The sequence below is a fragment of the Mesorhizobium sp. M1D.F.Ca.ET.231.01.1.1 genome (assembly GCF_003999155.2).
Lineage (GTDB): Bacteria > Pseudomonadota > Alphaproteobacteria > Rhizobiales > Rhizobiaceae > Mesorhizobium.
In genome coordinates this window covers 522,447-543,012 of the sequence record NZ_RZOZ02000001.1, presented here as the reverse complement: position 1 = coordinate 543,012, position 20,566 = coordinate 522,447, and the positions used below count along the sequence as shown (strand labels likewise).

26 protein-coding genes are annotated in these 20,566 nt (G+C 64.1%); 13 read left to right on the top strand and 13 right to left on the bottom strand.

The features are described 5' to 3' along the window. Positions 1-171: 171 nt before the first annotated feature. Positions 172-591, top strand: a complete 420-nt coding sequence (locus EN874_RS02730; protein ID WP_126089108.1) for a DUF4864 domain-containing protein — start codon at positions 172-174, stop codon at positions 589-591. Between the two features lie 11 nt (positions 592-602). Here the strand turns inward: EN874_RS02730 and EN874_RS02725 are convergent, their stop codons facing one another. From EN874_RS02725 to coaD, 8 genes are all read right to left on the bottom strand, one after another. Further along, on the bottom strand, positions 603-1,328 hold the full coding sequence (locus EN874_RS02725; RefSeq protein ID WP_127423954.1) for an SDR family NAD(P)-dependent oxidoreductase: 726 nt from the start codon (positions 1,326-1,328) through the stop codon (positions 603-605). A 66-nt stretch (positions 1,329-1,394) separates the two neighbouring features. Further along, on the bottom strand, positions 1,395-2,525 hold the full coding sequence (tgt, locus tag EN874_RS02720; RefSeq protein WP_127423953.1) for a tRNA guanosine(34) transglycosylase Tgt: 1,131 nt from the start codon (positions 2,523-2,525) through the stop codon (positions 1,395-1,397). Continuing rightward, positions 2,518-2,787, bottom strand: a complete 270-nt coding sequence (locus EN874_RS02715) for a hypothetical protein (protein ID WP_127423952.1) — start codon at positions 2,785-2,787, stop codon at positions 2,518-2,520. Before EN874_RS02715 ends, tgt begins: the two co-directional genes overlap by 8 nt. Further along, positions 2,777-3,865 carry a tRNA preQ1(34) S-adenosylmethionine ribosyltransferase-isomerase QueA gene (gene queA / locus EN874_RS02710; protein WP_127423951.1) on the bottom strand — a complete coding sequence of 363 codons (1,089 nt, stop codon included), beginning with the start codon at positions 3,863-3,865 and terminating at the stop codon, positions 2,777-2,779. Before queA ends, EN874_RS02715 begins: the two co-directional genes overlap by 11 nt. Further along, complete coding sequence (locus tag EN874_RS02705) at positions 3,865-4,314, bottom strand: DMT family transporter (RefSeq protein WP_126089829.1); 450 nt, start codon at positions 4,312-4,314, stop codon at positions 3,865-3,867. The genes queA and EN874_RS02705 overlap by 1 nt, the downstream gene beginning before the upstream one ends. Before the next feature lie 12 nt (positions 4,315-4,326). Then, positions 4,327-4,839, bottom strand: coding sequence for a peptidylprolyl isomerase (locus EN874_RS02700; protein WP_126089104.1), 513 nt, complete (start codon positions 4,837-4,839; stop codon positions 4,327-4,329). A 30-nt stretch (positions 4,840-4,869) separates the two neighbouring features. Beyond that, complete coding sequence (locus EN874_RS02695) at positions 4,870-5,460, bottom strand: peptidylprolyl isomerase (protein WP_126089103.1); 591 nt, start codon at positions 5,458-5,460, stop codon at positions 4,870-4,872. A gap of 18 nt (positions 5,461-5,478) precedes the next feature. After that, complete coding sequence (coaD, locus tag EN874_RS02690; RefSeq protein WP_127423950.1) at positions 5,479-5,979, bottom strand: pantetheine-phosphate adenylyltransferase; 501 nt, start codon at positions 5,977-5,979, stop codon at positions 5,479-5,481. A 204-nt stretch (positions 5,980-6,183) separates the two neighbouring features. Between coaD and EN874_RS02685 the strand changes: the two genes are divergently transcribed. Continuing rightward, entirely contained in the window at positions 6,184-6,336 is a 153-nt protein-coding gene (locus EN874_RS02685) for a hypothetical protein (RefSeq protein ID WP_126089101.1), read from the top strand. 59 nt (positions 6,337-6,395) lie between these two features. On the opposite strand, the gene gyrA is transcribed toward EN874_RS02685, so the two are convergent. Beyond that, positions 6,396-9,188 (bottom strand): DNA gyrase subunit A, encoded by a 2,793-nt coding sequence (gene gyrA / locus EN874_RS02680; RefSeq protein ID WP_127423949.1) that lies wholly within the window; start codon positions 9,186-9,188, stop codon positions 6,396-6,398. Between the two features lie 157 nt (positions 9,189-9,345). Further along, positions 9,346-10,215: an AraC family transcriptional regulator gene (locus tag EN874_RS02675; RefSeq protein ID WP_127424506.1), complete on the bottom strand. Its 870-nt coding sequence runs from the start codon at positions 10,213-10,215 to the stop codon at positions 9,346-9,348. A gap of 84 nt (positions 10,216-10,299) precedes the next feature. On the opposite strand from EN874_RS02675, the gene EN874_RS02670 reads away from it, so the two are divergent. The 3 genes from EN874_RS02670 to EN874_RS02660 all read left to right on the top strand — a co-directional run bounded on the left by EN874_RS02670 (position 10,300) and on the right by EN874_RS02660 (position 12,064). Next, the gene (locus EN874_RS02670; RefSeq protein ID WP_127423948.1) at positions 10,300-10,830 is read left to right on the top strand and encodes a hypothetical protein; all 531 of its coding nucleotides are present in this window, start codon (positions 10,300-10,302) and stop codon (positions 10,828-10,830) included. Positions 10,831-10,862: 32 nt separating this feature from the next. Continuing rightward, positions 10,863-11,240: a VOC family protein gene (locus tag EN874_RS02665; protein ID WP_127423947.1), complete on the top strand. Its 378-nt coding sequence runs from the start codon at positions 10,863-10,865 to the stop codon at positions 11,238-11,240. 194 nt (positions 11,241-11,434) lie between these two features. After that, entirely contained in the window at positions 11,435-12,064 is a 630-nt protein-coding gene (locus EN874_RS02660) for a MarC family protein (RefSeq protein WP_127423946.1), read from the top strand. A gap of 119 nt (positions 12,065-12,183) precedes the next feature. On the opposite strand, the gene EN874_RS02655 is transcribed toward EN874_RS02660, so the two are convergent. From EN874_RS02655 to EN874_RS02645, 3 genes are read right to left on the bottom strand one after another with little or no spacing between them, the layout of a single operon-like run. Then, entirely contained in the window at positions 12,184-12,609 is a 426-nt protein-coding gene (locus tag EN874_RS02655) for an OsmC family protein (protein WP_127423945.1), read from the bottom strand. Positions 12,610-12,633: 24 nt separating this feature from the next. After that, positions 12,634-13,032 carry a DUF2306 domain-containing protein gene (locus tag EN874_RS02650; RefSeq protein WP_127423944.1) on the bottom strand — a complete coding sequence of 133 codons (399 nt, stop codon included), beginning with the start codon at positions 13,030-13,032 and terminating at the stop codon, positions 12,634-12,636. Positions 13,033-13,066: 34 nt separating this feature from the next. Continuing rightward, positions 13,067-13,585 carry a single-stranded DNA-binding protein gene (locus tag EN874_RS02645; protein ID WP_067319755.1) on the bottom strand — a complete coding sequence of 173 codons (519 nt, stop codon included), beginning with the start codon at positions 13,583-13,585 and terminating at the stop codon, positions 13,067-13,069. A 196-nt stretch (positions 13,586-13,781) separates the two neighbouring features. On the opposite strand from EN874_RS02645, the gene EN874_RS02640 reads away from it, so the two are divergent. The 8 genes from EN874_RS02640 (at position 13,782) to EN874_RS02605 (ending at position 20,547) form a co-directional block, all read left to right on the top strand. Further along, complete coding sequence (locus EN874_RS02640; RefSeq protein WP_245513418.1) at positions 13,782-14,162, top strand: cupin domain-containing protein; 381 nt, start codon at positions 13,782-13,784, stop codon at positions 14,160-14,162. A 44-nt stretch (positions 14,163-14,206) separates the two neighbouring features. Beyond that, positions 14,207-14,521, top strand: a complete 315-nt coding sequence (locus tag EN874_RS02635; protein ID WP_127423943.1) for a metalloregulator ArsR/SmtB family transcription factor — start codon at positions 14,207-14,209, stop codon at positions 14,519-14,521. Further along, on the top strand, positions 14,518-14,994 hold the full coding sequence (locus EN874_RS02630) for an SRPBCC domain-containing protein (protein ID WP_127423942.1): 477 nt from the start codon (positions 14,518-14,520) through the stop codon (positions 14,992-14,994). The genes EN874_RS02635 and EN874_RS02630 overlap by 4 nt, the downstream gene beginning before the upstream one ends. Positions 14,995-15,021: 27 nt before the next feature. Next, the gene (locus EN874_RS02625) at positions 15,022-15,627 is read left to right on the top strand and encodes an ATP-dependent Clp protease proteolytic subunit (protein ID WP_127423941.1); all 606 of its coding nucleotides are present in this window, start codon (positions 15,022-15,024) and stop codon (positions 15,625-15,627) included. Between the two features lie 77 nt (positions 15,628-15,704). After that, complete coding sequence (locus EN874_RS02620; protein WP_127423940.1) at positions 15,705-15,989, top strand: hypothetical protein; 285 nt, start codon at positions 15,705-15,707, stop codon at positions 15,987-15,989. Between the two features lie 771 nt (positions 15,990-16,760). Continuing rightward, positions 16,761-19,682: an excinuclease ABC subunit UvrA gene (uvrA, locus tag EN874_RS02615; protein WP_127423939.1), complete on the top strand. Its 2,922-nt coding sequence runs from the start codon at positions 16,761-16,763 to the stop codon at positions 19,680-19,682. Next, entirely contained in the window at positions 19,682-20,092 is a 411-nt protein-coding gene (locus EN874_RS02610) for a DUF302 domain-containing protein (protein ID WP_168247341.1), read from the top strand. The genes uvrA and EN874_RS02610 overlap by 1 nt, the downstream gene beginning before the upstream one ends. Next, positions 20,089-20,547 carry a GNAT family N-acetyltransferase gene (locus tag EN874_RS02605; protein ID WP_127423937.1) on the top strand — a complete coding sequence of 153 codons (459 nt, stop codon included), beginning with the start codon at positions 20,089-20,091 and terminating at the stop codon, positions 20,545-20,547. Before EN874_RS02610 ends, EN874_RS02605 begins: the two co-directional genes overlap by 4 nt. The last annotated feature ends 19 nt before the right edge of the window (positions 20,548-20,566 follow it).

Sequence of the window (20,566 nt, the reverse complement as noted above, 5' to 3'; positions counted from 1 at the left end):
CGTACCGCGCCGGTACAGGCTGCCGCCGCCAACGAGCATGGGAGTGCTCCCTGGCAGAGCATCGGTCTGGCCATCGATGGCGCCAAGAATCTTCCGGCAGCGATGAAACCGCGGCGCGGCGGCGCGCGTATGTTAGATAGCGTCAGCAAAGCGAATTCCGGGAGACAGGCCGTGCGCCGCTTATTGTTCGCATTCGCTCTCATTCCACTGCTCATCGCTTCGATGGCCTTCGCCGGCGACGCCGAGATCAAAGCGGCGCAGACGGTCATCGACAGCCAGCTCAAAGCTTTCCTCGCCGATGACGGCGCTACCGCCTACAGCTTCGCGGCGCCGAACGTGAAGCGGATCTTCCCGACGGTCGACACCTTCATGAACATGGTGACCAACGGCTATGCGCCGGTTCGCAGGCCGCAGAGCTATGCCTTCGGCAAGGTTGAACAGACCGGTCCAACCTCTATCATCCAGCAGGTGCTGATCGTCGGCCCCGACGGCAAGGACTATGAGGCGGTCTACACGCTGGAGCAGCAGCCGGACGGCAGCTTCAAGATCACCGGCTGCAGCCTGCGCGCCTCGACCTCAGTCAGCACGTGAGCAGAACGGTATCAATACCGCGCGCGGCCGCCCGACATGTCGAATACCGCGCCGGTGTTGAAACTGGCGGCATCGGAACAGAGCCAGAGCACCAGTGCGGCGACCTCCTCCACCGCTCCAAGTCGCTTCAGCGGGCTGGCGCCGATCATGTCGCTGACGACTTCGTTTCCCAGACGCCGGATAAGATCCGTGTCGATCGGACCCGGCGCGACGCAATTTACGTGGATATCGGCGTCGCAGACCTCGCGCGACAGGGCCTTGGTGAACGCAATGATGCCTGCGCTTGCCGCCGAGTAGGCCGCAAGGTTCGGCAAGCCCTCCTTGCCCGCAAGCGACCCCATGTTGACGATGCGGCCCCTGCCGGCCTTGCGCATGATAGGCAGGACCTGATGCGCTACCTCGAATGTCCCGATGAGATTGACAGCGATAATGCGCTGCCACTCGGCCGGATCAAAGGCCTCGAACCCGCGATAAGGACCGAGATAGCCCGCGTTGTTGACGAGGATGTCGACCCGGCCCGTTTCGGCAGCGATCTCGGCCAGCGCTTCCCTTATATCGCCAGCTTTGGTTACGTCGACCGTCTGGCTACGGATACCGCGCGCCGGCAATGGATCGGCGTCCCAGGTCCAGACGTCGGCACCTGACCGTGCCAACTGCGTTGCAACGGCCTTGCCGATGCCTCTGGAGCCACCGGTCACGATCGCCGTCTTGCCGGCAAAGTCGTATGTCACGGCCATGGGTGATCCCTCGACCGCAAATCTGCGCCCGGGCTTGCCCATCCGTCAATCGCCGGAGACACACGACTAGATGGCCGGAATATCGCCCCTCGCCCAGCCTTCCGAAATCTCGGCAGCGCGCGTTTCGAAGGCCTGCGCTTCGATCGCGGCGCGGATGTCCTGCATCAGCTTCTGATAATAGGACAGGTTGTTCCAGGTGAGCAGCATCGCGCCGAGCGATTCCTGTGAGCGCACGAGATGATGCAGATAGGCGCGCGAATAGTCGCGCGCGGCCGGGCAATCGCTTTCCTCATCCAGCGGACGCGGATCGTCGGCATGGCGGGCGTTGCGCAGATTGATCTTACCGCGGCGCGTGTAGGCAAGCCCATGGCGGCCGGCGCGCGTCGGCATCACGCAGTCGAACATATCGATGCCGCGCGCCACCGACTTCAAGATGTCGTCCGGCGTGCCGACGCCCATCAGATAGCGCGGCCTGTCGGCCGGCAGTTCCGGGCCGGTTATGTCCAGCATCTCCAGCATGACCGCCTGAGGCTCGCCCACCGCCAGCCCGCCGACGGCGTAGCCCTTGAGATCCATCGCCTTCAGCGCCTGCGCCGAGCGCACGCGCATCACCGCGCTGTCGCCGCCCTGGACGATGCCGAACATCGCCTTGCCCGGCTGGTCGCCGAATGCGGTCTTGCAGCGTTCGGCCCAGCGCAGCGACAGTTCCATGGCGCGCTCGATCTCCGTCGGCTTGGCAGGCAGCGCGGTGCATTCGTCGAGCTGCATCTGGATGTCTGAATCGAGCAGCCCCTGGATCTCGATCGACCGCTCCGGCGACATCTCGTAAGGTGCGCCGTCGATATGCGAGCGGAAGGTGACGCCCTTCTCCGTCAGCTTCCTGAGCTTCGACAGCGACATCACCTGGAAGCCGCCGCTGTCCGTCAGGATCGGATGCGGCCAGCGCGCGAACTCATGCAGGCCGCCGAGCTTTGCCACGCGCTCGGCCCCAGGCCGCAGCATCAGATGATAGGTGTTGCCGAGGATGATGTCGGCGCCGACGCCGCGCACCTGGTCCATATACATGGCCTTGACCGTGCCGCCGGTGCCGACCGGCATGAAGGCCGGCGTGCGGATCTCGCCGCGCGGCATCGAAACCAGGCCGCGCCGCGCGTTGCCGTCGGTGGCAAGCAGCTTGAAGGAGAAAGTCTCAGCCATCGAATTCCTTATCGTGCACCGGTGCCCCCGGTGCCTGCCGGTCGAGCGACTGCCGGTAGCGGATGCAGCCGCGCATGAATTTCGGCCAGGGCGGCACGGCGATCGCCGGCTCGGTCTTCTCCGGCAGCAGGTCCCAGAGGTCGGGGTGATGCCAGCAGAGGTCGTGGCCGCTCGCATCGCGGTGCGCGCGGATGCCGGCGCGCAGCTTCCTCACTTCCGCGATCAGCGCATCGCGGTCCAATCCTTCCAGATCATCGTCCATCGCTCGTCTCCGCTCGAAAAAGCAGGCTGGAGTCGCCGTAGGAGTAGAACCTGTAGCGGCTCTCGATGGCATGCGCATAGGCCGAACGCATCGTCTCCAGCCCGCTGAAGGCCGAGACCAGCATGAAAAGCGTCGAGCGCGGCAGGTGGAAATTGGTCATCAAGATGTCGGCTGTCCGGAAACGGTAGCCTGGCGTGATGAAGATGTCGGTCGGTCCCGACCAGGCCTCGATCCTGCCGTCTTCCAGCGCAGCGCTCTCGAGGAGGCGCAGCGACGTCGTGCCGACGGCGACGATCCGCCCTCCCCGGTCCCTTGCTGCATTGAGCACGTCTGCCGTTTCGCGGCTCACCGAGCCGGTCTCGGCATGCATCTTGTGGTCGGCGGTATCGTCGGCTTTCACCGGTAGAAATGTGCCGGCGCCGACATGCAGCGTGACGAAGCGGCGCTCGACACCCTTGGCGTCGAGGGCTGCAAACAGCTCCGGCGTGAAATGCAATCCGGCGGTCGGTGCCGCGACGGCGCCCTCTTCCCTGGCATAGATGGTCTGGTAGTCGCTGCGGTCGCGCTCGTCATCGTCACGTTTTGAGGCGATGTAGGGCGGCAGCGGAGTATGACCGACGGCGCGCATTGCCTCGTCGAGGAAGGGACCGGAGAGGTCGAAACCGAGCAGCACCTCGCCCGCCTCGCCTTTCTCGATCACCGTCGCATCGAGCCGGCCGAGGAAGCAGGAATTCTGGTCATGGCCGAAATGGATGCGGTCGCCGACCGCAATGCGCTTGCCCGGCCGCATGAACGCCTTCCAACGGTCCGGCGTCACCCGCATATGCAATGTGGCCTCGACCTGCGCCATCGCTTCGCCGCGCCTGCGGATGCCTTTCAGCTGCGCCGGGATGACCTTGGTGTCGTTGAACACCAGCACGTCGCCTTCCCTGAGCAGCGACGGCAGATCGCGCACCATTCGATCATCGAGGCCCTGGCCGGGCCTGACGACCAGCATCCTGGCGCTGTCGCGCGGCTCGGCCGGGCGCAGCGCAATGCACTCCTCCGGCAGATCGAAGTCGAACAGGTCGACGCGCATCAGTAGAGCCGGATAAGCAGCGCTCCGGCGAGCAGCAACACGGCCCCGGCGACGCGGCCAAGCGAGATCTCGCGCACCGCGACACCGAGGAAGCCGGCGCGGTCGATGAGCATGCCGGCGATCAGCTGGCCGGCGACCAGGAACGCCATCAGCGCGGCTGCGCCGATGCGCGGCGTGAGGATGGTGGAAAGCGTGACATAGAAGCCGCCGAGCATGCCGCCTGCGATGAACAGCCAGGGCGCCGGCGCCTTCCAGTCGAGCGAGATGCCCTGCAGCCTGACCACGGCGACCGCGATGATGCCGAGCACGATGGCGCCCGAAAGGAACGAAAAGGCGGCGGCCGCGACGGGAAGGCCGAGGCCGCGCGCCAGTTGCGAGTTGATCGGCGCCTGGATGGCGATGAAGGCGCCGGACAGGATGCCAAGCAGGGACCAGACCGCGCCCATGATCGTCATTGTGCCTTACTTGACGTCGGTCGCGACCTTCAGCGACACTATCTTGTCGGGATCCTGCACCGGCTCGCCGCGCTTGATCTTGTCGACATTCTCCATGCCTTCGATGACCTGGCCCCAAACCGTGTACTGGCGGTTGAGGAACGCCGCGTCGTCGAAGCAGATGAAGAACTGCGAGTTGGCCGAATTCGGATTCTGGGCGCGGGCCATCGAGCAGGTGCCGCGGCCATGGTTGGCGTTCGAGAATTCGGCCTTCAGGTCCGGCTTGTCGGAACCGCCCATGCCGGCGCGAGACGGCGCGAAGGTCGGCTTGCTCGAATTGCCGAACTTGACGTCGCCGGTCTGCGCCATGAAGCCGTCGATGACGCGGTGGAACACCACGCCGTCATAGGCGCCTTCGCGCGCCAGTTCCTTGATGCGGGCGACATGGCCGGGCGCCAGGTCGGGATACATTTCGATGACGACCGGACCCTTGGTCGTTTCCATGATGAGCGCGTTCTCGCGGTCTTTGATCTCAGCCATGTCGGAAAATCCTTTTGAAAATTGAGGGAGTTACTTGCCGTCGGCGGCGATGCGAACCTTGATCATGCGGTCGGGATCGGTGACGGTGCCGTTGTCTGCCTCGTCGCCCTTCTTGATCTTGTCGACAAGATCCATGCCGCTGACAACCTTGCCGACAATGGTGTACTGGCCGTCAAGGTTCGGCGCCGGCGCGAACATGATGAAGAACTGGGAATTGGCCGAATTCGGGTCCTGCGAGCGGGCCATGCCGACCACGCCGCGGGTGAATTGCTCGCTCTGCGAAAACTCGGCCGGCAGGTCCGGAAGGTCGGAACCGCCGGTGCCGACGGCCTCGGGGTTGAAGCCCTTCTCCATGTTGCCGAACTTGACGTCGCCGGTCTGCGCCATGAAGCCGTTGATGACGCGATGGAAAGCGACATTGTCGTAGGCGCCGTCGCGAACCAGCTTCTTGATCTGCGCGACATGCTTGGGCGCCAGGTCTGGACGCAGGGCGACGGTCACGTCGCCGTCCTTCAGCGTGATGACCATGGTGTTTTCCTTGTCGGCTGCGACGGCAGGCAGGGATGCGGCCACGAGGCCGGCAAGCACGACGAGGAACGTAGCGAGCTTCTTCAGCTGCATGAACTCTTCTCCGAAAGGTTATTTCGCAAATTTGGCGGCGAGCGCGCCGGCAACGGCCGCCGGCACGAACGGGCGGATGTCGCCGCCCATCGACGCAATCTGGCGGACAAGTGTGGCGGTAATGGTGCGCACCGAAGGGCTGGCCGGCAGGAAAACCGTCTGCAGTTCCGGCGCCATCGTCTCGTTCATGCCGGCCATCTGCATCTCGTAGTCGAGATCGGTGCCGTCGCGCAGGCCGCGGATGATGATCGAGGCGCCATGCTTCCTGGCGGCGTCAATGACGAGGCCATCGAACGAGACGACCCTGATGCGGGCGCTGTCACGGCCGAACTCGGCCTTGGTCGCCGCCTCGATCAGCTTCACACGGTCCTCGAAGGAAAACAGCGGCGTCTTGCCGGGGTGGACGCCGATCGCGGCGTAGACCGTGTCGGCCACGGCAAGCGAAGCCTTCAAGACATCGAGATGTCCGTTGGTCAGCGGGTCGAAGGAGCCGGCATAAAGGGCGGTGCGTTCAGTCATGGCAGGCTTCTAGCGAGCCTCTCAAACAAAGGCAAATCCCATTGATGTGCCCGAATGTGCAATGCCCGTGAACCTTTTCACGGACATGAACGACAGATGAATGCGACAATCACGAACGCTTCACGCAGCGTTCACTAGGTTGCCGCTTCAGGAGATGAAACCAAAGCACCGTCTTTATCGTTGTAAGCGCAGGAGAACACGCAAATGCTGATCTACATGCTTGCCACTGCAATGACCATCGTGATGCTGATCGCCACCGCATTCGGGTTGCATCAGGAAGCAGCGCGAGTACGCGTCAAGGCCAACACCAAGCGTCTCGAAGGTTTCGTTGGCCGCAAGCCCTACCGTCACTTCTGACCCCAGCTCTAACCCCGAGAACGACCGCACCGGCCCGAAGGCCGGTGACGCTAGCCAGGCTATTCGGTATCGGTCTGGCCCGGCCCTTCGGACCCGGTCTCGACTGCTGAGCTATCTTCAGCTTCCTCGTCCGACTGCGGCTCCGAGATCCGCTCCACCGACACCACTTTCTCGCCTTCGGCCGTGTTGAAGATTGTAACGCCCTTGGTGGCGCGGCTGGCGAAGCGTATGCCGTTGACCGGCACGCGGATGACGGTGCCGCCGTCCGAAACCAGCATGATCTGATCGTCGTTGCCGACCGGGAAGGTCGCCACCAGCCGGCCAATCTCGGCCGTTTTCGAGACATCGGTGGCGCGGATGCCCTTGCCGCCGCGGCCGGTCAGGCGGAAATCATAGGACGACGAGCGCTTGCCGTAGCCATATTCGGTCACCGTCAGCACGAGCTGCTCGTGCATCTTGAGGAAGTCGTAGCGCTCCTCGGAAAGTTCCGCCTCCTCGCCGATCTCCTCATTGGTGAGCGCGATCTCCTCCTCCTCGCCGGCCGTTCCGGCCGCAAGGCGGCGCTCGGCGGCAGCGCGCTTGAGATAGGCGGCACGCTCCGCGGGCGAGGCGTCGACATGCTCGATCACCGACATCGAGATCACGCGATCGGTCTCGGCCATGGCGATGCCGCGCACGCCGACGGAATTGCGGCTCTGGAAGACGCGCACGTCGGAGACCGAAAAGCGGATGCACTGGCCGGAATTCGCCGTCAGCAGCACGTCGTCATTGTCGGTGCACGTCTCGACGCCGAGGATCTCATCGCCCTCTTCCTCCAGCTTCATGGCGATCTTGCCGTTGCGGTTGACCTGGACGAAGTCGGACAGCTTGTTGCGGCGCACCGTGCCGCGCGTGGTGGCGAACATCACGTCGAGCTCGCCCCAGCTCGTCTCGTCCTCGGGCAGCGGCATGATGGTGGTGATGCGCTCGCCCTGCTCCAGCGGCAGCATGTTGATCAGCGCCTTGCCGCGCGACTGCGGGTTGCCAACCGGCAGCCGCCAGACCTTTTCCTTGTAGACGATGCCGCGCGAGGAGAAGAACAGCACCGGCGTATGCGTGTTGGCGACGAACAGCCGGGTGACGAAATCCTCTTCCTTCGTCGACATGCCGGAGCGGCCCTTGCCGCCTCGGCGCTGCGCCCGGTAGAGCGAGAGCGGCACGCGCTTGATGTAGCCGGAATGGCTGACCGTGACGACCATGTCCTCGCGCTGGATCAGGTCCTCGTCTTCCATGTCCGCCCCGCCTTCGGCGAGCTCGGTGCGGCGCGGTGTGCCGAACTCATCGCGCACCGCGATCAGCTCGTCCTTGACGATCTGCTGGATGCGCGCACGAGAAGACAAAATATCAAGGTAATCAACGATTTCGGCGCCGATCTTGTTCAATTCATCGGCGATCTCGTCGCGGCCGAGCGCGGTCAGGCGCTGCAGGCGCAGATCGAGGATGGCGCGGGCCTGCTCTTCCGAGAGATTGTAGGTGCCGTCCTCGTTGATGCGGTGGCGCGGATCGTCGATTAGCTGGATCAGCGGAGCGACGTCGTGGGATGGCCAGCGCCGCTCCATCAACTGCTCGCGGGCCGTCTGCGGATCGGGCGCGGTGCGGATCAGCTTGATCACCTCGTCGATGTTAGCGACCGCGATCGCAAGACCGACCAGCACATGGGCTCTCTCGCGCGCCTTGCGCAAAAGGTACTTCGTGCGCCGGCTGATCACCTCCTCGCGGAAGCCGACGAAGGCCTTCAGCATGTCGATCAGCGTCAGCACTTCCGGCTTGCCGCCGTTCAGCGCCACCATGTTGGCGCCGAACGAGGTCTGCAGCGGCGTGAAGCGGTAAAGCTGGTTGAGGATGACGTCGGCAACGGCCTCGCGCTTCAGTTCGACGACGACGCGGTAACCCTGGCGATCGCTCTCGTCGCGGATGTCGGAAATGCCCTCGATGCGTTTCTCGCGAACCAGCTCCGCCATCTTCTCGATCATCGCCGCCTTGTTCACCTGATAGGGAATCTCGGTGATGATGATCGATTCACGGTCGTTGCCGCGCGCCTCGATATTGACGCGGCCGCGCATGACGATCGAGCCGCGGCCCGTCGAATAGGCGTTGTAGATGCCTGAACGGCCAAGCACGATGCCGCCGGTCGGAAAATCCGGACCGGGCACGATTTCCATCAGCGACGGCAGGTCGATCGCCGGATTGTCGATGATGGCGATGGCGCCGTTGCAGACCTCGGCCAGGTTGTGCGGCGGGATGTTGGTGGCCATGCCGACGGCGATGCCGCCCGAGCCGTTGACGAGCAGGTTCGGGAAGCGCGCCGGCAACACCTTCGGTTCGCTGCCTGAAGCGTCGTAAGTGTCCTGGAAATCGACGGTTTCCTTGTCGATGTCTTCCAGCAATTCGTGCGCGACCTTGGTCAGTCGGGACTCGGTGTAGCGCATCGCCGCCGGCGGATCGCCGTCGATCGAGCCGAAATTGCCCTGACCGTCGATCAGCGGCACGCGCAGCGACCAGTCCTGCGCCATGCGTACCAGCGCGTCGTAAATCGAGGCGTCGCCATGCGGATGGTATTTACCCATCACGTCGGCGACCGGGCGCGCCGACTTCACATATTTGCGGTTCCAGTGGTAGCCGCTCTCGTGCGAGGCATAGAGGATGCGGCGGTGCACCGGCTTCAGGCCGTCGCGCACGTCGGGCAGCGCGCGGCTGACGATCACGCTCATGGCGTAATCGAGATAGGAGCGCTGCATCTCCTCGATGATCGAAATCGGCTCTATGCCGGTGGGGCCGCCCTCCGGCCCGCGCGGTGTCTTCTGGTCGGTCAAATCAGGTCACAATCCAGTCGGGAATCACTGGCTGCTTATATAGGAAGCCGGGTCGAAACTCCAATGGCGACGGCACTTTTCCAGAGACAATTTCGACGGTAATTTCAAATGGATACCGCTGATTGCGACGATATGGCCGAGCCGCATTTCGCCCTTGTCAGTCAAGGTCGGCGGTGTCGAACGGCTTTGGCTGACGTCCGCATCCGCCCGTCCGTTTGGCGCGATAGATGCCGGGCGCCTCTCCCATCTCGCGCTTGAACCGGCGGTTGAAGGTCGACAGGTCGTTGAAGCCGGCGTCGAAAGCGATTGTCGAGATCGCCTCATCCGACGTGCGCAGCCGCACCGCGGCGTGGTGCAGCCTGGTCCTCAACAGGAATTGGTAGGGCGTCATGCCGACGACCTGCCGGAACGTGCGCAGGAAATGATATGGGCTGGTCGCCGTGCCGTCGGCGAGTTCGCTGAGCGACAGCGGCCGCTCGGCATTGAGCTCTATCAGGCGCACCGCCTCGGCAACGCGTTTCTGGTCGCGCCGGCTGGGTGTCCGGGCAATCTCGGACGAACCCGCCGCAGCCGCGACCACCGCGCCCGCAATGCGCAGTCCAAATTCCTCGAACGCCTCGCTGTCGGCTGTTTCCCGCGCTGCCTCCGCTTGCGCCAGCAATGGCGCCAGCGCCGCCAAGGGCGGCAGCCGTGGACCGGCGAAGCCAAGCCGCTTCGCGCCCGGTACATCCGCGACCAGGCGCTCCATATAGGGGGAAGAAAAATGGAAGGAGAGGCAGCGATCGCCGGTGCCGTGCTCATGCCCGCACTCATAGCAAGTGCCGGGATTGCCGAGCAGGATGGCGCCGGGAGCCAGCATCGCTGAGCCCTGGCGCGTGCGGTAGCGGAACGTGCCGCTGGTCACCGCGGCGACGCAGAAAATACGGTGCTGTTCCTCGAACGGCCTGTCGCCGGCGCCGGCGGTGCAGATTACGTCCGACACCTGCCAACCAGATCCCGAGGCAAGGTTTTTCGCGGTCGTCGTCATCGCCGAAAGATAGCAATTTTTCCCAAGCGCAGAACCCGCCATGCCCCTATTGCTTGTCCTCTCCTGACAAACGAGGCAGCAACCATGACCGATCCCTTTGCCGAAGCCTTGCACAGCGACGGCCCCAATGCGGACCTCGCCGACAAATTGAAACTTTACGGCCGCTTCATCGGCGCCTGGACGTTCGAGGCCACGCGCACCTTGGAGGACGGCACCAAGCTGACCGGACGTGGCGAGGTGCATTTCGGCTGGGTCCTGGAAGGCAAGGCGGTCCAGGACGTGTGGATCCTGCCCGCACGCGATGCCGGTCCCTCGCCATCGCTCGGGCCATGGACCTTCTACGGCACGACGCTGCGCGTCTACGACCCCGGCGCGGACGCCTGGCACATCTTCTGGAGCGATCCCCGCAACCAGTATTACAGCCGGCAGCTCGGCCGCGCCGAGGGCGACACGATCGTCCAGATCGGCGCCGACGGCAGCGGTTCCTCGGTGCGCTGGAGCTTCTCGCGCATCACCGAAAGTTCGTTCCGCTGGCTGGGCGAACGGTCGCATGACGGCGGCGCGACCTGGCGCACCGAGGTAGAGTTCCTGGCCCGCCGCGCGACTCCAGCCTGATCAACCAACCTGTTGTAACGACGGAGAAAACGATGTTCGACCACATCTCGATCGGCGTTCAAGACAGCGACGCCTCAAAGCGCTTCTACGATGCAGCGCTCAAGCCTCTCGGCTACACCTGCCTCAGCCAATCGCCGGGCTCGCTGGGATATGGCAAGGAAGCGGCGCGCTACTGGGTCAATGACGCCGGCAAACCCGTGCCGGCGGATAGAGACTCCGGCCTGCATTTTTGCTTCGCGGCGCCCACGCGCGCCAGCGTCGATGCGTTCCATGCGGCGGCGCTGCGCGAAGGCGGCAAGGACAACGGCCAGCCCGGCCTGCGCGCCGCCTATGGCGACAACTACTATGCGGTGTTCGTCATCGACCCTGACGGCTACCGGCTCGAGGCCTATTGCGGCAAAGCGGACTGAGCATCTGCAGCCAAGTGGAATCACTTGGCGTCGCAGAAATGTGGCTAAGTAAACAGATAGAGCGGATGCCGACTTTTCTATTGACCTGCATCCCGCTCTATCCGGCTGAAATCCCCTTCCGGCTGTTCCCACCGCTCCCGCTTTGCTCTACCAATTGAAGAGCTAGGGCGTCGCCCGGCGGGAGGGGACCAGCGATGCCGAGCTTCGACAGCCTGTTCAACGCCTTCGTCACCATCCTGGTGACCATCGACCCGCCGGGGTTGGCGCCGCTCTTCCTTGCCGTGACGCGAGGCATGAACCGCGAGGAGCGCCAGCAGGTCTCGGTGCGCGCCTCGGTGATCGGCTTCCTGGTGATGGCGCTGTTCGCCGTCGCCGGCGCCTCGATCCTGTCGGTGTTCGGCATCACGCTGCCGGCCTTCCGCGTCGCCGGCGGCTTCCTGCTCTTCTTCATCGCCTTCGAGATGGTGTTCGAGCGGCGTCAGGACCGCAAGGAGAAGATAGGCGACGTCGCCATCACCAAGGACATGATCCACAACATCGCCGCCTTTCCGCTGGCGATCCCGCTGATCGCCGGCCCCGGCGCGATTTCGGCGACCGTGCTGCTGTCGGGACATTTCGAGGGTTTTGGCGCTCAAGCCGCGCTGGTCGGCATCATCGCGATCTGCCTCGTCCTCACCTATCTGGTCTTCGTGCTCGCCGAGCGCATCGACCGCATCCTCGGCCAGACCGGCCGCTCGATCCTGACCCGGCTGCTTGGCGTGATCCTGGCGGCGTTGGCCGTGCAGTTCGTGGCCGATGGCGTCAGGGCGCTTGTGGCCGCCTAGAGCAATTCCACGAAAAGTGTGAGCGGTTTTCCGTCCGGAATTGCGTAAAAACAAGGAGATAGGGCGTTTCACCGTTTCCGTGAAACGGTGAAACGCACTAGGACGCCTCTCCCACTGTTCTACTTCACCGCCGTATCGACCACCTCGAAATCATGCGTGACCGTCGCGGTCTTCGCCATCATGGCTGTGGCCGAGCAGTATTTCTCGATCGACAGGTCGATCGCGCGTTTCACCTTGTCGCGCGACAGGGATCGGCCCTTGACGATGAAATGCATGTGGATGCGGGTGAAGACGCGCGGCTCGGTCTCGGCGCGGTCGGCGTCGAGCTCGACCACGCAGTCCTCGACCGCCTCGCGGCCCTTTTCCAGGATATGGACGACGTCATAGGCCGAGCAGCCGCCGGTGCCGATCAGCACCAGCTCCATCGGGCTCGGCCCCGGCGTCCGGCCCTCCGGGCCATGCGCCGTGCCCAGCACGACCTTGTGACCGCTGCATGACTCGCCGACAAAGGTGCGTTCCTCGACCCATTTGACGCGTGCTTTCACGATGATCTTCCTTGCGATACTGCCCTACTGACCGAACACGACGGCGTGCATGATGCGGCCGGGCAGCAGGGTGAAGATGCCGGCGCCGACCAGCGCGAACAGATAGAGCTTTATCATGGCGCTGCGATGCGCGGCCACCTTATGAGTGTGCGCATACCATACCGCCAGCGGCGCGGTGACAATCACCAGGATGGACAGGATATGGATCGGGCTGAACGGCCCGATCAGGCGGATCTGCTGGATCCAGAAGCTCGAGACGGCGATGACCAGCATCAGCGCCGCCCAGACATAGCCCAGCACGCGGTGGCGCGCCGTGCCTTTCGGCAGCGCAAGCTGCGTCCCGCCTATCGCCAATGCGGCGAGGGCGGCGAACGCATGCCATGGAATGGGAGGAGGCGCCGTCAGCAATGGTCCTGGCGACATCGCGCCTTTCCCTCAACCGATCGTCTCGAACGGCTTAGAACGGAATCTCGTCGTCCAGCTCGCGCGACGAACCGCCGCCACCACCCCGCGAGCCGCCACCGCCGCCACGGCTGAAACCTTCGTTCGGGCCGGACTGGCCGAAATCGGAGCCGCGGCTGTTGCCGCCGCCGGCATAGCTGCCGACCTGGCCGCCACCCTCGCCGCGCGCGTCGAGCATCTGCAACTCGCCGCGGAACTTCTGCAGCACGACCTCGGTCGTGTAGCGGTCATTGCCGGTCTGGTCCTGCCATTTGCGTGTCTGCAGCTGGCCCTCGACATAGACCTTCATGCCCTTCTTCAAATACTGCTCGGCCACTTTGGCGAGCTGGTCGTTGAAGATGACGACATTGTGCCACTCGGTCTTTTCCTTGCGCTCGCCGGAATTCTTGTCGCGCCAGCTTTCCGACGTGGCGATGCGGATGTTGACGACCGGATCGCCCGAATTCAGGCGGCGGATCTCAGGGTCCGCGCCGAGGTTGCCGACCAGAATGACCTTGTTGACGCTACCCGCCATGATACTTCTCCGCGCTCATCCGAAACAAATTTCAAGTCGCTCACCTTACAGCCTGCGGGTTGCTCATGCCCGCAAAGGGTGGCTTTTCCCACAAGGTTTTTGTTCTCTTTTCGTTCTAGGCCTGACAGCACCCTCTGTCAAGGAATGTCACCAAGAGGTAGTGTTCCGTAGGGGAAACAAAAGGGGAGACTTCCGAATGAACATCGTTACGCATGAGCATCTGCCGCGAGAGATTTGGCGAGCCGGGGTGGAGACCCGCATGCAGATCGCCGCCCCCAACGGTGCAGCCGAGCTTTGCATATTCGAGCAGTGGGTCGCACCGGCTACCGGCGCGCCGACGCATGCGCACACGGTCGAGGAAGTGCTAACGGTGATTGCCGGCGAAGCCGAAATGTGGATCGATGACCGACGCGCCGTGCTCACCGCCGGCCAGTCGCTGATCATTCCCGCGCACTGCAAACATGGCTTTCGAAATGTCGGTTCCGGCACGCTTCACATCCATGCCGTGCTCGCATCGCCGATCTTCGAGGCAAGCTTCGGCGGAGCCGCGGAGCCGGTGAAACGCTGGACGCCCTAAAACAGCGCTTGCCAAATCAATAAGTATCGACTTATGCTTTTCATATGATCGAAGCAGAGATTTTCCGAGCGCTTGCCGATCCTACCCGCCGCATCGTGTACGAACGGCTCGCGGCAAGCGAGATGAGCGTGTCCGAGCTCCGCGCCGGCATGAGCGTATCGCAGCCCGCCGTCTCGCAGCACCTTGCCGTGCTGCGCGGCGCCGGCCTCGTGGTCGAGCGTCGCGCCGGCCGCAACGCCTACTACCGCGCCGACCCGCAAGGCCTCGATCCGCTGCTTGGCTGGATCGAGCGCTACCGCGCCTTCTGGCCGGAGCGCATCGAGAGGTTGAAGACGGTTCTGAAGGAAATGGACCAATGACGGCTGAGAAACACCCGGTGGCGGCCGCTGCGCCGCTCAGCTTCGAGTGCGAGCTTCCCGTTCCGCCGGAAAAAGTCTGGCGGGCGCTCACCGAGCCCGAACTGCTCGCGGCCTGGATGATGCCGAACGACATGAAGCCGGAAACCGGCAAGCGCTTCGCCTTTGCCGGACCGGACGCGCCGATCGACTGCGAGGTGCTCGAGGCAGAGCCCGGCAAGCTGCTGCGCTACTCCTGGCGCGAGCGGCCAACTGGCGAAGACGCCGACCATCTGCCGGCATTCGATAGCGTCGTCACCTTCACCCTTGCGCGCACGGCCTCCGGCGGCACGCATCTCAGCATCGTCCATGACGGCTTCGTGCCGGTGGCGCAGCCTGTCATCGCCGTTTCTGGCGCCGGCTGCGGGCTTTCGTTCGACGCGCGCAAGAACCCGATCGCCGCCAATGCGCCCTGCACGATGCTGCGCGCGGCTTGACCGACGACAACCGAGGAGACCTGGCTCATGAGCGCCCTTGCCAATCTGGTGCCGATGGTGATCGAGCAGTCGAGTCGCGGCGAACGCGCCTTCGACATTTTCTCGCGGCTGCTGCGCGAGCGCATCGTCTTCATCAACGGCGAGATCAATGACGGCGTGTCGGCGCTGGTCTGCGCGCAGCTGTTGTCGCTGGAATCGGACCATCCCGACAAGGAGATATCGATCTACATCAACTCGCCGGGCGGCGTGGTGACCAGCGGCTTCGCCATCTACGACACGATGCAATACATCTCCTGTCCGGTGTCGACGGTGTGCATGGGCTTTGCCGCCTCGATGGCTTCCTTCCTGCTGATGGCCGGCTCGGCTGGGCGCCGCATCGCGCTCCCCAACACCAGGATCGTGCTGCATCAGCCGCTCGGCGGCTTTCAGGGCCAGGCCTCCGACATCCAGCGCCATGCCGAGGACATACTGCGCACCAAGCGCCATATGACAGAGCTTTACGCCAGGCATTGCGGCCGCAGCTACGAAGAGGTCGAGCGCACGCTCGACCGCGACTATTTCATGACCGCCGAGGAGGCCAAGGCCTGGGGCCTCGTCGACCATGTTTACGACACGCGCAAGAAGGTGGCCTGAGGTGGGACGGAAGACGCGCGGCAATTTGATTGCCGCCGTGTCTGGCCTCGCTCCCGGCGCGTCTCTATAGTTGGCGAATGACGACGCACCGGCAGTCCAGACATTTGCGCATCGCCCTCGCCGCTCTCGCCGGCGCCATGATCGGCAGCACCGCAGCCTTTGGCGAAGACGGTTCGGCGCGGAAGCTTCCAGGCGTCAGCGGCGACTACCGTATCGCCAAGCCCGCGCCGAAGCCCGAGCCTGACGACGCTCTTCCGGCCGGCGGCAACGGCACGTTCAAGATCGGCGATACCGATGTCAGGATTTCCGGCAGCATAACCATCGACATGGCCACGGGCAGCATCAGGCCTCCCAACCACTGATCGGCGAGCCTAATGGCTGCAAGGTCGAGAAAGAAATCCTCAGTCCCTCAAAATTCAAGCCCCGCCGCTGCTTCCGCAGGTGGACGGGGCTTTCATGGATCTGAAACCCAACTTTAGCCGGGAGTGGACTGCCGGCGTTCTGTTTCGGATGCTCCGCGGCATTCAGCCGACGATCCGACTATGGTCTCTGATTGTACGGATTCGACAAGTCACGGTTTGTCGGACTGGCGCTCGCGCCTGTCCTGGCACTTATGCCTGCCGCGGCTCCATCAACGCGTGGAGCCTCAAGGGACTGTCCGGTGGCGTCATGCTCCGCTCCTGGGTCCGTTGCGACAATGTCGTTCGAAGCGCAAATCGCTATCGCCTGCGGCGTCTCGCAGGCCACCTCTGGGTGGCGAGGCCATCGAAAGACGGCCGGCTTCGGTTGACGTTTCGAGACTGCTCCCGTGAGTCGCCGGCGTCAACCGTCGAATAGCCGGTTACCGAAAAATGTGATCGCTCGGAGGTTACGTCCAGGTAAGTCGAATGCCTTTCGCCGATCGGCCGGAGCGGCTTTTGCGATCATTGTTTCCACAGCGCTTTGTCAGGAGCGTGTTCGGCCTTTGTTCTTTACGCTTGCCCGTTCGCGCGAAAGACGGTTAAACCCGTAGTTGGCAACTTCCGTCGAGATCGTGGCGTCTCTCGACGCGGCGGCGAAACTACCTACATAGGGGATGGCCGGGACAAACCCGCCCAATCCAGAAAATTCCAGACCTGAGGCGGCGACCGGCGATGGCCGACCAAAAATACCTTTCCATTCGCGGAGCCCGCGAACACAATCTCAAGAACGTCGATCTCGACCTGCCGCGCGACAGCCTGATCGTCATGACCGGGCTGTCGGGATCCGGCAAGTCGTCGCTCGCCTTCGACACCATCTATGCCGAGGGCCAGCGCCGTTACGTCGAAAGCCTGTCGGCCTATGCCCGCCAGTTCCTGGAGATGATGCAGAAGCCGGACGTCGACCAGATCGACGGCCTGTCGCCCGCCATCTCGATCGAGCAGAAGACGACCTCGCGCAACCCGCGTTCGACGGTCGGCACCGTCACCGAGATCTACGACTACATGCGCCTGCTGTTCGCGCGCGTCGGCATTCCCTATTCGCCGGCCACCGGCCTGCCGATCGAGAGCCAGACCGTCAGCCAGATGGTCGACCGGGTGCTGGCGCTTGACGAAGGCACGCGCCTCTACCTGCTGGCGCCGATCGTGCGCGGCCGCAAGGGCGAGTACCGTAAGGAACTGCTGGAACTGCAGAAGAAGGGCTTCCAGCGCGTCAAGGTCGACGGCGTCTTCTACGAGATCGCCGACGTGCCGGCGCTGGACAAGAAGTACAAGCACGACATCGACGTCGTCGTCGACCGCATCGTCGTGCGCGGCGATCTGGCGACGCGGCTTGCGGATTCGATGGAAACCGCGCTGAAGCTCGCCGACGGCCTTGCCGTGGCCGAGTTTGCCGACAGGCCGCTCGACGCCAGCCAGACGGGCGAGGACTCGGTCAACAAGTCGAAGAACGAGACGCATGAGCGCATCATGTTCTCGGAGAAGTTCGCCTGTCCGGTCTCGGGCTTCACCATTCCCGAGATCGAGCCACGGCTGTTCTCCTTCAACAATCCGTTCGGCGCCTGCCCGACCTGCGACGGCCTCGGCAGCCAGCGCGCCATCGACGCCAACCTCGTGGTGCCGGACGAGAACGTCTCGTTGCGCGACGGCGCCATCAGCCCGTGGGCGAAATCCACCTCGCCCTATTACGCGCAGACGCTGGAAGCGCTCGGCAAGGCCTATGGCTTCAAGCTCGGCGACAAGTTCAAGGACCTGAGCGCCGAAGCACAGGAGGCCGTGCTGCACGGCACGGGCGAGCGCGAGATCACCTTCCAGTATGACGACGGCCTGCGCTCCTATAAGACCACCAAGACCTTCGAGGGCGTCATCCCCAATCTCGACCGGCGCTGGAAGGAAACGGAGTCGGCCTGGATGCGCGAGGAGATCGAGCGCTTCATGTCGGCCACCCCTTGCCCCGCCTGCAATGGCTACCGGCTGAAGCCGGAGGCGCTCGCGGTCAAGATCGCCGGCAAGCACATCGGCGAGGTGACCGAGCTTTCGATCCGCAAGGCTGATCAGTGGTTCACCGACCTGCCGGCTGAGCTCAACGAAAAGCAGAACGAGATCGCGGTCAGCGTGCTGAAGGAAATCCGCGAGCGGCTGCGCTTCCTCAACGATGTCGGCCTCGACTATCTGACCCTGTCGCGCAATTCCGGCACGCTGTCCGGCGGCGAAAGCCAGCGCATCCGCCTCGCCTCGCAGATCGGCTCCGGCCTGACCGGCGTGCTCTATGTGCTCGACGAGCCGTCGATCGGCCTGCACCAGCGCGACAATGCGCGCCTGCTCGACACGCTCAAGCACCTGCGCGACATCGGCAACACGGTGATCGTCGTCGAGCATGACGAGGACGCCATCCTGCATGCCGACTATGTCGTCGACATCGGCCCGGCCGCCGGCATCCACGGCGGTGAGATCATCGCGCAAGGCACGCCTCAGCAGATCATGGCGACGCCCGCCTCGATCACCGGCAAGTACCTGTCGGGCGAGCTCGAAGTGGCGACGCCGGAAGTGCGCCGCGAGGCGAAGAAGAACCGGCGCATCAAGGTCGTCGGCGCGCGCGGCAACAACCTGAAGAATGTCACGGCGGAAATCCCGCTCGGCACCTTCACCTGCGTGACCGGCGTGTCCGGCGGCGGCAAGTCGACCTTCCTGATCGAGACGCTGTTCAAGGCGGCCTCGCGCCGCATCATGGGCTCGCGCGAGCATCCGGCCGAGCATGACCGCATCGAGGGGCTGGAGTTCCTCGACAAGGTCATCGACATCGACCAGTCGCCGATCGGCCGCACGCCGCGGTCCAATCCTGCGACCTATACCGGCGCCTTCACCCCCATCCGCGACTGGTTCGCCGGTCTGCCGGAGGCCAAGGCGCGCGGCTATCAGCCGGGGCGCTTCTCCTTCAATGTCAAGGGCGGCCGCTGCGAGGCCTGCCAGGGCGACGGCGTCATCAAGATCGAGATGCACTTCCTGCCCGACGTCTATGTCACCTGCGACGTCTGCCACGGCAAGCGCTACAACCGCGAGACGCTGGACGTGCTGTTCAAGGGCAAGTCGATCGCCGACGTGCTCGACATGACGGTCGAGGAAGGTGTCGACTTCTTCTCGGCGGTGCCCGGCGTGCGCGACAAGCTGGAAACGCTGAAGCAGGTCGGCTTGGGCTACATCCATATCGGCCAGCAGGCGACGACGCTGTCGGGCGGCGAGGCGCAGCGCATCAAGCTCGCCAAGGAGCTGTCGCGCAAGGCAACCGGCAAGACGCTATACATCCTCGACGAGCCGACCACCGGCCTGCATTTCCACGACGTCGCCAAGCTGCTCGAAGTGCTGCACGAGCTGGTCGACCAGGGCAACACGGTGGTGGTGATCGAGCACAATCTCGAAGTCATCAAGACCGCAGACTGGGTGCTCGACCTCGGCCCAGAAGGCGGCGACGGCGGCGGCGAGTTGGTCGCATCGGGCACACCGGAAGCGATCGTGCGCGAGAAGCGCAGCTACACCGGCCAGTTCCTGAAGGAGCTTCTGGAGCGGCGCCCCGGAGGCAAGCGCGAAGCGGCGGAGTGATGACGAACAACGGCCTCGTCTCCGTCGAAAGCCGCTTCAGCGTCGGTGAAACCATCGACCGGCTCGTTGAGACCGTTACCAATGCGGGATTGCGCGTCTTCGCGCGCATCGACCATGCCGCCGGTGCGCATGAAATCGGCGTGCCGTTGCGTCCGACCGAGGTGCTGATCTTCGGCCATCCGAAAGGTGGCACGCCGCTGATGCAGGATCGCCAGTTGGCCGGCATCGACCTGCCGATCAAGGCGCTGGCCTGGGAGGATGCGCGAGGCCAGGTCTGGCTGTCCTACAACGATGCGTATTGGCTGGCCGATCGCCACGGGCTTGGCGATGCCAGCCGCGCTGCGGTAGCGGCGATCGCCGCGGGCATGGCAAAGGTGGTCGCGGCCGCTGCCGGAGTGGATCAATCATGAGACTTGCCCGGCCCGAAGATCTCGCAGCCATCGTCGGACTGACCACGGAAGCCTACGCGCCCTACACCGCCCTGCTCGGCGCGCCGCTCATTCCGGTGACCGAGGACTACGCGCCGCGTATCGAGCGCGGCGAAATCTGGCTGCTGGAAGAGGATACCGGCCTGGCCGGGCTGATCGTCCTCGAACGGCATCCGGACCACGCCATGATCTTCAGCGTCGCAGTGACGCCGGCCTTCCAGGGCAGGAAGCTCGGTATTGCGCTGCTCAACTTCGCCGACGAGCAGGCGCGGCTCTGGAGCTTGCCGGAGGTGCAGCTCTACACCAATTCGCGCATGGAGCGGAACCTCGCGCTCTATTCGGCCTATGGCTATCGCGAGACCGGTCGCCGGCCCAATCCGTACCGGCCGGGATGGACGGTGGTCGACATGGCCAAGCCTGTCGGCAACGCCGCCTGATCAATTCGAGAACTGGGAG

Coding starts and splice junctions, on each gene's coding strand:
- tgt (WP_127423953.1), bottom strand. CDS start 2,525: ATGGCTGAGACTTTCTCCTTCAAGCTGCTTGCCACCGACGGCAACGCG.
- EN874_RS02625 (WP_127423941.1), top strand. CDS start 15,022: ATGAGCGCCCTTGCCAATCTGGTGCCGATGGTGATCGAGCAGTCGAGT.
- EN874_RS02610 (WP_168247341.1), top strand. CDS start 19,682: ATGACGAACAACGGCCTCGTCTCCGTCGAAAGCCGCTTCAGCGTCGGT.
- EN874_RS02640 (WP_245513418.1), top strand. CDS start 13,782: ATGAACATCGTTACGCATGAGCATCTGCCGCGAGAGATTTGGCGAGCC.
- EN874_RS02725 (WP_127423954.1), bottom strand. CDS start 1,328: ATGGCCGTGACATACGACTTTGCCGGCAAGACGGCGATCGTGACCGGT.
- EN874_RS02630 (WP_127423942.1), top strand. CDS start 14,518: ATGACGGCTGAGAAACACCCGGTGGCGGCCGCTGCGCCGCTCAGCTTC.
- EN874_RS02670 (WP_127423948.1), top strand. CDS start 10,300: ATGACCGATCCCTTTGCCGAAGCCTTGCACAGCGACGGCCCCAATGCG.
- uvrA (WP_127423939.1), top strand. CDS start 16,761: ATGGCCGACCAAAAATACCTTTCCATTCGCGGAGCCCGCGAACACAAT.
- coaD (WP_127423950.1), bottom strand. CDS start 5,979: ATGACTGAACGCACCGCCCTTTATGCCGGCTCCTTCGACCCGCTGACC.
- EN874_RS02665 (WP_127423947.1), top strand. CDS start 10,863: ATGTTCGACCACATCTCGATCGGCGTTCAAGACAGCGACGCCTCAAAG.
- EN874_RS02685 (WP_126089101.1), top strand. CDS start 6,184: ATGCTGATCTACATGCTTGCCACTGCAATGACCATCGTGATGCTGATC.
- EN874_RS02700 (WP_126089104.1), bottom strand. CDS start 4,839: ATGGCTGAGATCAAAGACCGCGAGAACGCGCTCATCATGGAAACGACC.
- EN874_RS02660 (WP_127423946.1), top strand. CDS start 11,435: ATGCCGAGCTTCGACAGCCTGTTCAACGCCTTCGTCACCATCCTGGTG.
- EN874_RS02695 (WP_126089103.1), bottom strand. CDS start 5,460: ATGCAGCTGAAGAAGCTCGCTACGTTCCTCGTCGTGCTTGCCGGCCTC.
- EN874_RS02675 (WP_127424506.1), bottom strand. CDS start 10,215: ATGACGACGACCGCGAAAAACCTTGCCTCGGGATCTGGTTGGCAGGTG.
- EN874_RS02645 (WP_067319755.1), bottom strand. CDS start 13,585: ATGGCGGGTAGCGTCAACAAGGTCATTCTGGTCGGCAACCTCGGCGCG.
- EN874_RS02715 (WP_127423952.1), bottom strand. CDS start 2,787: ATGGACGATGATCTGGAAGGATTGGACCGCGATGCGCTGATCGCGGAA.
- EN874_RS02605 (WP_127423937.1), top strand. CDS start 20,089: ATGAGACTTGCCCGGCCCGAAGATCTCGCAGCCATCGTCGGACTGACC.
- EN874_RS02650 (WP_127423944.1), bottom strand. CDS start 13,032: ATGTCGCCAGGACCATTGCTGACGGCGCCTCCTCCCATTCCATGGCAT.
- EN874_RS02635 (WP_127423943.1), top strand. CDS start 14,207: ATGATCGAAGCAGAGATTTTCCGAGCGCTTGCCGATCCTACCCGCCGC.
- EN874_RS02620 (WP_127423940.1), top strand. CDS start 15,705: ATGACGACGCACCGGCAGTCCAGACATTTGCGCATCGCCCTCGCCGCT.
- queA (WP_127423951.1), bottom strand. CDS start 3,865: ATGCGCGTCGACCTGTTCGACTTCGATCTGCCGGAGGAGTGCATTGCG.